This window comes from Parabacteroides sp. Y3-G-102 (assembly GCF_023656845.1).
GTDB lineage: Bacteria > Bacteroidota > Bacteroidia > Bacteroidales > Tannerellaceae > Parabacteroides > Parabacteroides distasonis.
Map to the genome: position 1 here is coordinate 1 of NZ_JAMOKU010000045.1, position 14,368 is coordinate 14,368.

The following is a 14,368-nucleotide window of genomic DNA, read 5'->3' on the forward strand; positions in this document are numbered from 1 at the left end:
ATTCTCTTGTTTTTTTTGCAACACTAAGATAAGTGAAAATTCTGACATGGCAAAATCCTGAGCAACTTTTTGTTGCTCAGGTACTTAAAAAGTTTAATTTATAATAGTGTTGCGGAATTAAGGATAAAGAGATCGCCTCGCATCTAAACATATCCTCTAAAACTGTAGATTACAGGATTCAACAAGCATTAAAAATATTACGAATCAAATTGAAAGACTACATGCCGTTATTGATAGGGCTATTGACTTAAATTGGATCTACCCTTACACAGGGATATTCAGTAAATGCCTTTAAAAATAAGATGATCTATGAACCATTACCACCTGGTGGGGTACCCGAATATCAAGCAATTCAAGCGTTTCTTTATCCAAGAGGGCGTAGGCTTAGTAGGAGCTAACGACCTAAAGATCTATAATTTTACGATGTCGTATCCGATAGCCTGAAAAGAATCCCGAAGCCCAGGCAGGCGGGATTTCTCCCGTCCCCCTTTACATCTTCTATAATTTTTCTTCGTCCGCATTGCCATAATAGTTATCACCTGCTACGCTCACATGGCCTAACAGACGGATGCCTAATCTCTCTACGGCTTTTTTAACTGCTTCCGTCAAGCGATCATCCGCATCGCTGGTTACGTGCTCCTGACGGATGGTTACGACGTGTAAACGATGAAATAAATGATCTATATGTCAAGAAGATTATTAACGAGATGGAAAATATCTCGTGGAAAAGCAATTGATATATGGTAGTATGGAAGGTTTCCTTCAGCCATTGAAGTATAAAAACTCTAACAAGCAGAGATAGGTATGTAGTATGAAAGAATAGACCTACAGGATGAAGATACACTTAAAGAGTATGACGGACGATTGGATGAAATTCCGAGTTTGTTTGCCAATAGGAAACCTATGCCTGGAGCAATTGAGGCAATGCATAAGCTACAGAAGTATTTTGATCTATACATATTATCATCTGCTCCGTGGAAGAACTATTCTGCTCCATCAGATAAAATACAATAGATTAGGACACATCTTGAAGATATATTTCATAAACGCATAATAATTAACGTGAGTTCGAAATAAAATTAGAACATAGCCAGTTGTCCGTCATTGACAAAGTTTACATTAATGGCGGGCTTCTTTTCAAAAAAGCAGTATGCTGCTATAGCCGACAAAGAGTTGGCTATAAAGTTATTGAATGAACGATGTCTGGAGTGTTCTATCTGTGCTATGTTCTTCAGTTCATCATTGACTGTTTCAATCAATGCTCTTTTTCTGAGCAAAATCTTGTCAGCGACACCCATCAGTGAGTTCCTCATATTATTTTAAACTTTAGTGACAAGCTGTATGCCATTAAGGAAAAGGTTCTCAAACAGAGCCTGACCTATATATCCTTTGTCTGCACATAGTTTTCCTTTGATGTTTTCCAAAAACTTACCCTGTTTCAACGGTTCTCGGTCATCCACGTTCCCAGGCGTGAACATGAAATTGAGGATCTCTCCTTTGTCATTGACTATCAGATGTGGCTTGAATCCGAAGAACCATCCCATAGAACATTTTCCACGCTCGGCAAGCCCTTTAAATGTCTTATGAATTAGGATTCTTTGGTTGCGGCATATACGCAAGGGAGTGGAGTCGACGAAACTGATGCCGGTACAGGTTCCCAGCAGGACTTTCTTGATGAAAATGGTCAGTGGAAGCAATACTTCCTTCTCCAGTTCTACAAAACGGTTATAAGAAACCTGACGCGGAAAAAGGTGTTTCAGATGTTTACAGACATACTCCTTGTAGTAATGCTTGAAACAACGGAAACCACTGGAGTGAAACAGGATTAGAATAACCATAATCTCAGCGTCACTCATACGGTTGGGTTTGTTACGATGCCTGGTCTTCTTATCCTCAATCATATATTTTTCCTGTTGCAACGCAAATTCCCTTGCAAAAATCATCGGCCATACAATAAATCTCTGTAACTTTAGACTCTGGAAACATAGTGGTAATCGTTTAAATGTTATAATTCAGCACTATAAATTTAATACTTTTATCGCTATCTCCCTAATTATTAGTGAAATATATTTATTCTTATTTCGAACTCACGTTAAATAATATTTCGGACGTTTTTTAGTATATACTAAAAATAGTATTATGAAGTTATTGACCGCCCTCCGCGGGACTAGAGGTCGTGCATGAGGCTTTCAAATCATCGTTCCAATCCTTATTTTCCGAAAGTTCGACGTTTTTTAATTCATGCACCTTGTCGCGGAGTTCATTTTCGCTCAGGCTCTCGATGTCAGTAGTGTCGCCATAGAAGTGACGATGCAGCCATAAGGTGTATTTGTACCCTTGTTTGTCGTTGTCAAAGATGCTTCGAAGCTCTTTCACCTGATTCTTGTCAAGGATTAAGCGTAACAGCTTCATCTGTCCTTCCGTGAATGTTCCCTCCGTAGATACATATACAAGATTGAGGTTACTTCCGGAATGGAGTAATTGATAGTGGGAGATGCAGTCTATAAACGACTCCCCGAGGTAGAGAATGTCTATCGGGCGGCTTTTATCGTGGTTGCTGGTTGCCAAACAGTCGAACTTGCCGCCGATGACTCCCTTAAAGGCTTCATTCCGTTGTGAAATGGCTTCCACGCCTTTTTCACTGTACATCTTCACACATACATTCCGATAGACGCTTCCTAGGTTTTTTACCTCACGAATAAAAAACGTGTTATTGAACACCGGGCTTTCAACACTCTCTTTTGAGATACCTCTTTTCCGGAGGTAGTTGCCCTTGTAGGGTTGTAGCTGACGCAAGTAGAATTGAAGCTCGTCCGGTCTCAGGCTTGTGTTGCCTACATCATACCGGCTTTTTTCGGGTGTCGTGATACGGTTGGTGTTGATGTAGTTCTGAAGGATCTCCCCCACCTCGCGCAAGGTCGGCATTTTTCCGGTTGCTTCAAGCAAGTGCTCTTGCATCAGATCCATGATGCTACGTCCACGCACGTTGTCACTATGCACATCCCAATAAGTATATTGGTTCTGTGAGTTCCGCTTGATGACAATGGTGTGCGTTCCGTTGCTCATCTTAGGACAGGCGTTGGAAGAGCCTTCCACGATTTTCCATCCCAGTTCCAACAGGAAATCGGGTAGAGAAATGGTTGTTTTTATCTGGTTGAAATCGACTTTCATAATATTTACTGATGTTCGTTGAATTCTCATCTATGTGATTTTAGATTATAAATGAGAAAGATTATCTTTCATAAAGATAATAAAGTTTACTCAAACATGAAAGAGAAAACACCTGATTTTTTAATACAGTTGTTTTTTATGAGGAATCGTATTTGAAAAGAGGAGGTTCATCAAGGCAAAGCCGTGCTTCGTCAAGGATAACTAAAAATTAAGGGATAACATTTCGGAATTCTCTTAAGATCTCGACCTTTTCCTCATCCAGTCTTCTCTGTTTCGACATACGATATTCCTCATGCTGAATAGGGCGATTGAACAAAATCGTATAACGGGTCTTTCCCAGATTATATTTGAAATCACCGACCTTGCCATTTACATCCAGTCCGAAATTGAACGGAATAGGCGACTTCAAAACATCAATATGGTAATTAAAACTCATATCCATGCTATGTTGTCCACCTACGATAAAACTATATCGATCCATATCCAATCGAAAAGGCAGGATCTCAATTTGGTAATTTTTCGCCATGAAATCAGCGGATATATGATCGATCATATTGCGCTCCCGATCTTTAAAACGAAGTTTACTTGCTATCTGATGAAAGGTTTCATTCGTAAACAATACCATATTCTTACCGTCCAACGAGCAAACGGCCGACAATGCGCTCAGGTCTACGTTCAACGTGGAATCGATCGGGCAATAGGCAGCCAAATCACAATCCAAGACTCCATCAATGGAATTCAACATCGGAAACAAAGTCCCCATCGCAGGAAATACTTTACGCAGTTTACCCACTTGTATCTGGCTTAAATTCCAATTCAAATAGACATCGGATCGCTTCGTACTTTGGTTCTTATACAAAAGTTGCAAGTAAGTATTTCCCATATTCGTTCGCACTGAAAAATCACAATATGCGCTTCGTTCCTTTAAGGAGACCTTCCCGCTCACCTCGTTCATATCAAAATCAGAAAAAATCATTCTATGGGCATTTAAAGAAAGGGATAACATCCAGTTCTCCGGAATATCCAGCAATTGGTTCGACAAATTCGTCCAAGAATCTTGATTTTCTTCCATCTTCCGGATCGCCTCATCCAAGTCTCCCACGTTCAGCAAGCTGATCGGATCCTCCTGTTTCGTACGCCGATCTCCTTCAAGCCCTTTTCCCCGCATCAAGGCTTGCCTCAACTCATTCCAATCCAGTTGATCCGAACGCAACGAGAGATCCGCCTCGATCAGCCGCTTTTTCATGCCGTCCCGCGGATAAGTCACGATCTCTCCATTCAGCACCGCATCCGATTTACCGGCTTGTATCTCCGCATTATTCAATATCAACCGATTGTTTTTAAACCCCAATTGAGTATTCTTCATATTCACCTGTACAGGAAACTGTCGGGAGAAAGAACGTAGCTGCTCAAAAGTCAGGATTCCTTTGACCTCGCAATTACTAAACAACTCATCCAGATTTGCCAAATGTGCCCATCTCGTTTCCTTGTCAGGATAAAGTTCAGAAACAACACGGCTTCTCAAAACTTTCATCGCCTGTTGACTCGGGAGATTCAAGTATTCCAAAGAGTCGGAAGTAAACGCAAAAGCCAAGGCGATCTTCCCCTTATCCTGTTCCGCGGGCTTAACCCCCAAATGCAATTCGGTTTTTCCGGATAGAAAAGCGACTTGACCGGATTGATTCGATTGCAAACGCCCCACTCTCAAATGTGTAGTAACCGGAGTAATCGCGTTTGTGTCTTGCTGAAGCCCCGTGTTAGAAGCTAAATCTAGATCCGAGAGTGCCACTTGAGTCGTCCCCAGCCGCATATTCATCGTGTCTATCCGCAAGGAAAGCCCAAGAACCTCTCTTTGCCGGATAAAACGACTTTTATTCGGCCGATAACCAATTTCCCCATACGTGTTTTCGGCAAAGAAAGACAATCCATACACATCACTCCGCACATGAATCCGATCGATATCCAACAAGCCCTCCCCCCAAATACGTTCGTACCGTCCTTTCTGCAAATCTTTGCCGGTAAACACCAAAGATAAATCGGATCGAAGGCGACCGAACAATTGGATCGTATCCGGGCTAAAGAATTCTTCGCCCAACCGGGTAAAATCCAAATCGCTCTGTATACTCAAGTCACAAAAAGGATTCTGAAACAAATTTTTGACCAACGCTTTCCCCTTGACTAGGCAATTCAAGCCGGAAACATTCAAGTCCTTGATTTCCATGGTCGCATCTTCCGGATGTAAAGATGGATATGAAAACGAAAAATCCAAAGCGACCGAATCCAGCCCGTGCGGTTCTTTCTTTTTTACAATAGAGCCATCTGTCAATGAGCCTGATAGATGAACATCCGGAAACGAGCGCTCATCTAAATACCCTTTAAAGGTTGTTGCCAGAGCGGTATTTCCTTTCAATGTATAGGATTGGAATTTAGAGGCATAGGGCTCTGGAACGTACGTCAGCAGCTCCTCCAAATCGGAGGCGGATAAGTTCAAGGAAGCATCCATCCATAAACGTTTGGATGACTCTTGCCGGAAAGAACCACTCAACTCAAATGGAAGGTTCCGAATAAGAAGTTTAGCCGATTCCACCCGGACAAGCCTCTTCTGCCAATCAGCATGGAAAAGACATTCCAACGAGACCGGGGAATCATTCCGCAACAAATTACCACCCGTTTGCAAACGGGAGGAATCGCATGCACAAGAGAGGGCGAGGCGCCCATTATCCGAAATGAGTATTCCACTTAGTGCCAATCGCATTCCGATACAATCTAAACGTGTCTTTTGTTCGATATTCTCCACAACCCAATGTCCATCCTCCAAGGCTAATTGCCGGATCTCCATGCGTAAATCCTCAAAGAGAGAGCCTACCGGACTTTTTTGAGGTATCCGGTCCTCGTACAGGAGATCAAATGGCTGATTATCACCAAGCCGCACATAAAGATCCGGACACTCAAGCGAAAGCTCTTTGAGCGTTATCAAACCTTTCTGCCAATAATCCATCGCGTTCACGCGAACCAGCAACTTATCAAACTCGACCTTCAGTTTCGGTTTCTCCGGGAAAAGCGTATCAGCCGGGGCGGAATAGCTTCCCCCTATAATGGCAATTCCGGCCAAAGGCCAAGTTTCCCAGTAAGTAAGTTCCACAGAATGGCAATCGAATTCGCCTTTCACATATTTGGCCATTTCTGTAATCAACAAGGATTTCAAGCGAGTCGGGGGCAACACAAAACTGCTTATCACCCAATAAGCCAATACAGGAAATATAAAAAAGAGAGAAAGTAAAAAACAAGCTCCCCCGATATACCATTTAGAACGTCCTCTCATAATAATCACTTTCAATTAGAAGCAGATACCTATACCAATTGAATGTTTGGTCTTTGCCACCCGATCCGAAGCATTATAAGTAGTCGCGTTTTCTGTCTTTAGCAAGAAACGATATTGAATAGTATATCGCAAAGCCAACCGATCCTTTAATAATTTCACCAAAAGTCCGGTCTCACAGGGTATCGAGACATAAGATAAACCACTTTCTTCAATCCGCAACACCTCTTTGTGTTGTACCATACCTGCTCCCACGAAAAACCAGACAGGTAACTTCGCAGAGGCTCTTGCCACCCGAAAAGTCCCCCCCATAGTCATTCCCCATTCACACATATCAACCTTGTCTTCATTATTCTCAGCTTCTATTTTAAATACGGTTGGATGTAAAAAAACACTGGAATACATACCAACTCCCCGGTTCAAATAAGTCCCGGAAGAAATACCGATAGGAGCTTGCTTAAAACCATACTCATAAACAATAACACGTCCTTTTTGCTTACGTAAGGATAAACGGTTAAAAATCCGCTGCGTCCGTTTGCTTACGTTCTCCGAATCAAGGCAATTCTGCGCTACCATCCTATCAAATAATTCCATGGCCTTTTCCCGTTCCCCGTTTTTATAATAAGCTTCTGCCTGTTCTGCACACAGGCTACAATCCGATAGATATAATTGCTCCACATCCCGTTTTCGCACCTGTATCGCTTGGTCATTCGGATTCAACATCAATGCCTTCATCAAGTGTGTCCGTGCCGTATTATAGTCTGAGCATTTCACGGCAGATTCCGCTCGCTCCAAATAGGAGGTAATCGCGTCTATATCCGCAATCCGTTCTTTCAAATCCGTATCCACCGGCCGGTCCGAGCATTCCAAGGCCGTCATATATTGTTCTCGGGCCTCTTGATACATACCCTGTTGGAAGAAATTCCGGCCGCGTTTACGAAATTCGGCGTAACAACCATTGACGAAAGCCTCGTTTGGATCAAATAAAGAATATTGTCTCAATTCTTTCGGAGCCATTTCCACCTCAAAGGTAAGTGAGTTATAACCGGGAGCAAGTACAGAAAGCTTGCGCCCCCTATACTTACGCCCTACCTTAAATCGGATATAGTAAACCGTATTATCCCCCTTTTTCTCCGTAAGATACACGTCCACCGTCTCTCGTAGACTCGATTGGAAGCTCAACGAGATCTCACTCGGGCAAAAAAAGACCATCCCAGCCTCGTTGTCCTTACCTGAAAACACGCTTATCCCCGACGGGATCTCTCGATAGGCCATCGAACGCTGTCCCCAGGCCGAGAGACAACACAGCAAGCCTCCTAATACAAACAAAACATATACCTTCATAAAACCTCCTTATCCTTACGCAAGGATATCAGAAACAGATTCCGATACCGATCGCATGCTTTGTCTTCGTAATCTTATCCTTATAATCTCCGCTCAAGGGGAAACGATATTGGAAGGTGTATTTCAAGGCCAGCCTTTGCCAAATCTTTCCTAACACACCAACCTCCCCGGATAAAGAGGTATAGGTATCAAATACTTTCTCCCTCTCTACAGGATCCACCGAAGCATCACCGGAGTAATCCGGATAATAATCCTCAGCCTCTTCGTCTACGAATTCGCCGTTCATGACAATACCGGGACCGAAAAGTAACCAAATCGGAGCCGCCTGTACCGGTTTTATCGTAAAGCCGACCGAAGTACCTATCTCAAAATTAGCCACCTCATAATCTTTCTGTATCGCCTTGAAGACATCCGGATGGAACGATAAGCTCCAATACCCGCTCGTTCGCTTATTCTTATATCTACCGAAAGAAATACCGATAGGGCTTGCTTAAAACCATACTCAAACGTCCATACAGAAGCCCTTTGTTGGCGGGAACTTATTTTCGCCTGAAGTACCCCGATCCGGCGAGCGGCAAGCTCCGAGTTGAAACAGTTCATTTCAACAACCTTCTCGTACAGCTCTACCGCTTTCTCGTAATCACCGTCATTAAAATAAGACTCGGCAATCCCCGAATAACGATTACAGTCCATGGTATACATATTCTCCACATCTAATCTGCGAGCCTGTACCGCCTTATCATTCGGATTCAGCAACAAGGCTTTCAAATAAAACTCACTGGCCTCCGTATAATCCAGGATTTTCACCTTTTGTTCCGCCTGCCGCAAGAATGAAGCGATCGAGTCGATATCCGCTATGCACGGACTTGAAATCATGGGCATCGGTTTACTGGATGTTGTCAACAACAAGTGCATGATGCTGCGTGCCCATCAGACAATAGGAAACTCCGCGCTGAAGATGAGGAACAAGACACTCGTCGAATATTACATCAGTGTTATGAAGCGGTATTCAAAGAAACTGCTGAGTATCACTGATATAGTAGTGGCTGACGCTTTTTTCTCCACATCCACGTTCGAGAAGGGCATGTCGGAGCTTGGCTTCTATATAGTCAGCCGCTTCCGTGACAACGCTTGTCTGCATTACATTCCCAAGAAGGAAAAGAAGCGTGGACGACCAAGGGTTAAGGGAGACAAGATTGACTTGGCAAACCTCAATCTCTCATGCATGGAAGAACTGCACATTGACGGACTGGACGGAAAGGCGTACACCCTCGAGGCTTATGCCAAGGCTCTGAAAAGGAGGGTGCGACTTGTCATCTGGCGAATGCCCGGCGGAAAGTGCAAGTTGTTCTTTTCGACAAAACTCTCAATGACGGGTGAGGAAGTATTGAAGACTTACCGCACTCGTTTCCAGATAGAGTTCTGCTATCGCGACAGTAAGCAGTTTACGGGACTTATGGATTGTCAGGCAAGACACAAGAGACAGTTGGACTTTGCGTTCAACGCATCGTTCGCCTCACTGAATGCCGCCAAGGTCTTCATGAAAGACAATGGTATGGACAATTCCATGGCAAAAATTAAGTCGTTGATGTTCAATGCGAACTATACGAAATTAATTTTCGACATGTCCCGATGCCAACCGAACCGAACTTTAATTAGTAAGATTGTCAAAGAACTCATTGGATGGCAGCCTAAGGCTGCGTAGCCATATACTCAAATTTTAACGAACTATTGACCGAGAAACAACATCAAAAACTTTGCAGAAGTCATCCGTAATACAGAAAATCTCAGTAACTTTGTCCTCGGTAATCATAGCAATTATTGTCTGTAAACTTTTGATATTTAACACTCTAAGATTACAACAATTTTTCGCTAATCACCATTTTTCAGGCACTTATATTTCGTCGAACTCACGTTAAATTATTTAATATACATACAATCTTGGATACTTGCTTAGACCTTATTGCTCTTCAATATACTTGCATGATTGTGATGGCCATGCTTGCATTTTTTGTGTTTGTGTCGCGCTACTATGTAACTTGCCGTAACAGACAGTTTGAGCAGTCGCGTTGGATGATTGTTGTGGCATTACTATTGTTTGTTGTACACTACATGTGTCAGATGCGGTTGGGTTGGCGACAACAGGGGAACGATGTGGGTGTTCTGTTTAATCTGCTGTTTTATTCGCCTTCGGCTATTTTGTTGTCATGGTCGCAGCTTAATATTCTGCGCGCTAGGCATAGACGTTGGAGTTTTATGCGCTATGGCGTTGTTGGATATGCTCTTATGGTATTGTGCATAGTCGCAGGTGTTATTTCAAATGGCAGTCTGCATATTGGTCCTATGCTATATGTTGCTGATGCTATTCATTTCTTTACTCTATTGTATTATACATGGGCACCGCTGAGGGAACTTGGTAATGTTCAACGTCGGCTCGACAGTGAACATGGTAATCCTGCAGATGCCTACCTGCGCACTATGCGCTTTGGGCTTTTTGTGGTGTGTGCTTTTGCTGTAATTTCGCCTCTTTATATATTGTCGCGGCCGCTGCTCTTTGTCTTTGGACCTTTGGGATTGATTTCGCTTTCGCTGTTTATTGTTAGTTTTACGGCGCTTGGATTTAGTATGTCCGAGGGAGTAACTGAGATTGTTACCGAGACTAACGACGAGATAGCCGCTGCTAAAGTCTTTAGGGAGATTGGGCCTGAGCGTATTGCCGAAATAGATATGGCGGTAAGCAAATGGCGAAGCGAGGGCGGTTTTAGAGATAGCGACTTGACATTATCCTCGTTTGCTCGTCGCATAATGGTTAATCGTACCGACGTTGCTTCGTATCTGACTTCCATATATGGTAAGAATTTCCGTACATGGCTTTCGGGTATTCGCGTGGAGGAGGCAAAGGCACTCATGGCTGCACACCCCGAATATAGTAACGAGGTTGTTTCTATGGAGTGCGGTTTCTCGTCGCGTGTGTATTTTCAGCGTCTGTTTAAGGAAAGGACGGGCTTGACTCCCGCCGAGTGGCGCCGTCAACGGTAATATACTGGTTATGTGTGCGTTTGCTACTGAATGTAAGGTGTAACTTTTGTACGAAGGTTACATAATAAGGCAAAGTGTAACCTTTCTTACTGTGACGTATCCTTTCTATAAGAGTGACACATAAGTGATGTCTTTGAGGTTTTTGATGGTTGATGCTCCTGTATCTTCGCATGAGGAAATTCAAACAATTCAAACATAAATTCTCAAAAACAATTCACTATGCAAAAAAACTATCTTTATTTAATGGTGTGTGTCATAGGGGCTATGTCTTTAGCTTCGTGTTCCGAAGATTCTATTTCTCCTGATGCTGGTGGCGATGGCGACAGCACTACCGAAGTGCCTTTGGCACAAGTTGCAAAACCCAAACCTAACCCTTGGCTTGCACAGGAAGAGTATAGTATTACGCACTTCAATTCGGCTCAGACTGATGCTTTCTCGTCTGCTGTCAAGGATGGAACTTTCAATATCGATCTTTCCAAGTGTCAGATGACATGGAGCGGTCCTGTTAATTTGATGACTCTTGCTTCGACTTCGCCCAATTATATGTGGGGTATGAGTAGCGACCGCGTGTCGTATCTTGACATAAGCGACGGTAAACTTGAAAGGGTTGCCGAGGCTGGCTTGCCAGGGATTACAATGAAGACCCAGGAGCAACTGACACGTATAATTGCCGATCATGCTACTTACGACGAACTTTCCAAGACGGTTACCGATATATTGGGTCCGGCGCCACAAATGTCTATGGCCAACGGTAATTATGTCTTGTGCGACAAGGATAACTATGCTTACACCAATGCAGGTCAGGTAATGGCACGCTATCGCCTTGCCAATCCTAATAATCCCAAGGATGGTATCATGTTGGATCATCAGATAAGACTTACGAATTTTACCTTCGGCTCTTTTACACTCGTAGGCGCTACTATGACCTATGACGGACACCTTGTTGTGGCTGCTCAGAACGGACTTCTTGTGCTGAATCGTGCTCTTACTACAATCGAAGATTCATACCCTCTTCCATCAGACCAGATTCTCACCAACTCTATCTGCATCGACGAGAATGGCGGTGTTTACGTAGCAAGTAACAGCCGCACACCAGGCGGAAAAGGCCTTATGCAGAAACTCATCTGCAAGGACGGCAAAATCTCCACCTCCCAGGCTGATGGTGCATGGCAAGCCTATTACGACGGTGGTCCGCAAGCACCATGTATCAAACTCGGACATGGCACTGGTTCAACGCCTACACTTATGGGCTTTGGCCAAGACAAGGACAAGCTGGTAGTTATTACCGATGGCTCTAAGCGTATGAAACTGGTAGCTTTCTGGCGTGACGAAATCCCCTCAGACGCACAGCAAGTGGCAGGATACGACAAGCGTATAGCCGGAGTGCACGAGGTTACATGTGGTCTTGGAACATCAACAGAGTGGATACAGTCTGAGCAGTCTGTTGTAGTAGGCGGCTATGACGCCTTTGTTGTAAACAATATTAATGTTACCAATCAGGAAATAAACGACAAGATTATTGGTGTAATCGCTATTGGTCCTATTGTCAAAGGCCCTCAAGGTGCCGAGTGTGTACGTTGGAATACAAAGGAGAAAAAGTGGGAGAGTAAGTGGACGCGCAGCGATGTAAGTTCTGTAAGTATGATTCCTGCCATAAGTATCAAGTCAGAGATGGTATTTGTATGTGGCTGGAACGATGCTTCGGGCTGGGAAGTTACAGGACTTGACTGGAAGAGTGGTGCCACACGTCACCGCAGCATATTGGGCAAGAACAACCGAGCCAATGGTGCCTACGCCATCATTCAGTATCTTGCTAACGGCGACCTTTTATTCAACTCTGTTGCCGGACCAATCCGCGTAAAATATTGAGATAATTTAATCATCATATAACAGTTATGTCAATACTTCACTAAAAAATTACCGAAGTATTGTTATGGTGGACTGTCGGCTGAAAAAAGGCTCTCCGGCTAATTACTTTATAATTGAGGCGGTACAGTGTTGGATGAATAAAGAGGGCAAGACAGAAACGCTGTCTTTGCTGCGAGGCATGTCTATATTTTATTATGATGCATGGATATATGGAAGTTCTTTGGAATTGCGTAAGCGGAATGTGCATCATGACCGTATTTATGATATTTGCCCGGCGGTTATCTATCCGAGAATGAAAGTGATACCCGAACTTACGAGGAATGGATTTAAGGGTGCCTTTTATGATATTTGTCCGAGTTCCTTCTTTATGACATTATTAACTGATAATCGGATGGAGATATTATATAAGGCAGGGCAAATGAATTTGTTCTTGAGATTTTTAGAGAGAAAATACGGTATGGATAAGTATTGGACATATATAAAAATCTGTTTAAGGCATAACTATGTGATACATGATGCGGACTTGTGGCTGGACTATGTGGATATGCTGATAGAAAATAAATTGGATGCGAGAAATCCTCATTATTTGTGTCCGTTAAATGTAGAAGAAGCGCATGATTGGGTGATGGGGAAATGTAAGAAAAAATATTCTGAAAAGGATGAAAAAGACTATATTGCTGCCAAATCACGTTTCTTTAATCTTTCGTTTGCGGATGGAAATATTATGGTTCGGGTATTGGAAAGCCTTTCGGACTTTTATAAAGAGGGGAAGTTGCTGCATCATTGTGTATTCAGCAACGCCTATTATAAGAGAGAAGATTCGTTGATAATGTCGGCAATGGTGGATGGAAGGCGCATGGAAACGGTGGAGTTTTCACTTAGCAGGATGGAGGTGTGCCAGTGCCGTGGAAAGTCTAACCAATTATCAGCCTATCATGATCGGATTCTGAATTTGGTACGGGATAATATACCGTTGATAAGAGAAAGGATGGTAGTGTAATGAATAGCCCACACATTTAATAAATGTGTGGGAGTTCTTTTTGGGAATACGCCCAAAAAAGAACCAAAAAAACGTTGTCGCTACAACACATCGTTACGCTCGGATTATTTGCTTGCCGGCTTTAGTTTTCCGATACATTTTTCCATGTCGGGGGACAATAGGAAAGAAGCCGTCTTTTTCTGCTGCACCCCTGAGTGTGGCTGGATGATGGCATATCTGCATTTTAATATCTTGCCGATAACTTCCGTACTGTCACGGTGCAGGTAGTTGGCTTTCATGGCATCCGTTGCTTTCAGGCTTTTTTCGGCTTCCATATAGGCGGAAAAGGACGGTTTGAATAGGGCACGGGGACTTTCCGCTTTCTGTATGACAGCGGATAATTGTGCGCTTTTGTTGTTCAGGTAGCGCAGGCTGTCCGATACGGTGACATCTTCTGTTTCCAGCACTTCCAGTAGTTCGAACTTTAAATCCGTCCAGGTGCCGTGAGAATCTGTCTGAATCCATTCTGCAATGGCTTTCTCATAGCCGGGTTTGCTGCATGAGGAAAAGGCAATGAGCAGCATATAAAAAAATAAGTGCTTGATATTCATATTGACCTGATTTTATTGGTTGTTGTATTTATGTGA

The 14,368-nt window shown here is 43.2% G+C and carries 12 protein-coding genes and 3 pseudogenes; 6 read left to right on the forward strand and 9 right to left on the reverse strand.

The window, feature by feature from the left end:
* Positions 1-125: 125 nt before the first annotated feature.
* Both NBH16_RS18370 and NBH16_RS23315 read left to right on the forward strand, forming a co-directional pair.
* Positions 126-251: pseudogene (locus NBH16_RS18370) on the forward strand (sigma factor-like helix-turn-helix DNA-binding protein); the annotation flags it as partial.
* Between the two features lie 58 nt (positions 252-309).
* Positions 310-444, forward strand: coding sequence for a hypothetical protein (locus NBH16_RS23315; protein WP_008781134.1), 135 nt, complete (start codon positions 310-312; stop codon positions 442-444).
* A 54-nt stretch (positions 445-498) separates the two neighbouring features.
* On the opposite strand, the gene NBH16_RS18375 is transcribed toward NBH16_RS23315, so the two are convergent.
* The 7 genes and pseudogenes from NBH16_RS18375 to NBH16_RS18405 form a co-directional block, all read right to left on the reverse strand.
* Entirely contained in the window at positions 499-609 is a 111-nt protein-coding gene (locus NBH16_RS18375; RefSeq protein WP_232282451.1) for a hypothetical protein, read from the reverse strand.
* Between the two features lie 470 nt (positions 610-1,079).
* Positions 1,080-1,986, reverse strand: a pseudogene (locus NBH16_RS18380) (IS982 family transposase).
* 159 nt (positions 1,987-2,145) lie between these two features.
* Positions 2,146-3,171, reverse strand: a complete 1,026-nt coding sequence (locus tag NBH16_RS18385; protein ID WP_122383084.1) for a toprim domain-containing protein — start codon at positions 3,169-3,171, stop codon at positions 2,146-2,148.
* 208 nt (positions 3,172-3,379) lie between these two features.
* Positions 3,380-6,493, reverse strand: a complete 3,114-nt coding sequence (locus tag NBH16_RS18390) for a hypothetical protein (protein ID WP_147423689.1) — start codon at positions 6,491-6,493, stop codon at positions 3,380-3,382.
* 15 nt (positions 6,494-6,508) lie between these two features.
* Positions 6,509-7,834 (reverse strand): tetratricopeptide repeat protein, encoded by a 1,326-nt coding sequence (locus tag NBH16_RS18395; protein ID WP_008781136.1) that lies wholly within the window; start codon positions 7,832-7,834, stop codon positions 6,509-6,511.
* A 28-nt stretch (positions 7,835-7,862) separates the two neighbouring features.
* Complete coding sequence (locus NBH16_RS18400; RefSeq protein ID WP_008781137.1) at positions 7,863-8,213, reverse strand: hypothetical protein; 351 nt, start codon at positions 8,211-8,213, stop codon at positions 7,863-7,865.
* The gene (locus NBH16_RS18405; protein ID WP_158593296.1) at positions 8,195-8,710 is read right to left on the reverse strand and encodes a tetratricopeptide repeat protein; all 516 of its coding nucleotides are present in this window, start codon (positions 8,708-8,710) and stop codon (positions 8,195-8,197) included. The genes NBH16_RS18400 and NBH16_RS18405 overlap by 19 nt, the downstream gene beginning before the upstream one ends.
* On the opposite strand from NBH16_RS18405, the gene NBH16_RS18410 reads away from it, so the two are divergent.
* The gene (locus NBH16_RS18410; protein WP_008781138.1) at positions 8,691-9,539 is read left to right on the forward strand and encodes a hypothetical protein; all 849 of its coding nucleotides are present in this window, start codon (positions 8,691-8,693) and stop codon (positions 9,537-9,539) included. The two genes, NBH16_RS18405 and NBH16_RS18410, sit on opposite strands and share 20 nt — an antisense overlap.
* Positions 9,540-9,581: 42 nt before the next feature.
* Here NBH16_RS18410 and NBH16_RS23575 read toward each other — a convergent pair.
* A pseudogene (locus NBH16_RS23575) lies at positions 9,582-9,647 on the reverse strand (transposase); the annotation flags it as partial.
* A 170-nt stretch (positions 9,648-9,817) separates the two neighbouring features.
* Here NBH16_RS23575 and NBH16_RS18415 point away from each other — a divergent pair.
* The 3 genes from NBH16_RS18415 to NBH16_RS18425 all read left to right on the forward strand — a co-directional run bounded on the left by NBH16_RS18415 (position 9,818) and on the right by NBH16_RS18425 (position 13,742).
* Positions 9,818-10,873, forward strand: a complete 1,056-nt coding sequence (locus tag NBH16_RS18415) for a helix-turn-helix domain-containing protein (RefSeq protein ID WP_233554273.1) — start codon at positions 9,818-9,820, stop codon at positions 10,871-10,873.
* Between the two features lie 219 nt (positions 10,874-11,092).
* Positions 11,093-12,742 carry a hypothetical protein gene (locus NBH16_RS18420; protein ID WP_122383086.1) on the forward strand — a complete coding sequence of 550 codons (1,650 nt, stop codon included), beginning with the start codon at positions 11,093-11,095 and terminating at the stop codon, positions 12,740-12,742.
* 64 nt (positions 12,743-12,806) lie between these two features.
* Entirely contained in the window at positions 12,807-13,742 is a 936-nt protein-coding gene (locus NBH16_RS18425; RefSeq protein ID WP_008781142.1) for a PcfJ domain-containing protein, read from the forward strand.
* A gap of 104 nt (positions 13,743-13,846) precedes the next feature.
* Here the strand turns inward: NBH16_RS18425 and NBH16_RS18430 are convergent, their stop codons facing one another.
* A complete protein-coding gene (locus NBH16_RS18430) occupies positions 13,847-14,332 on the reverse strand; it encodes a hypothetical protein (protein WP_007844621.1) in 486 nt (161 codons plus the stop codon).
* Between the last annotated feature and the right edge of the window lie 36 nt (positions 14,333-14,368).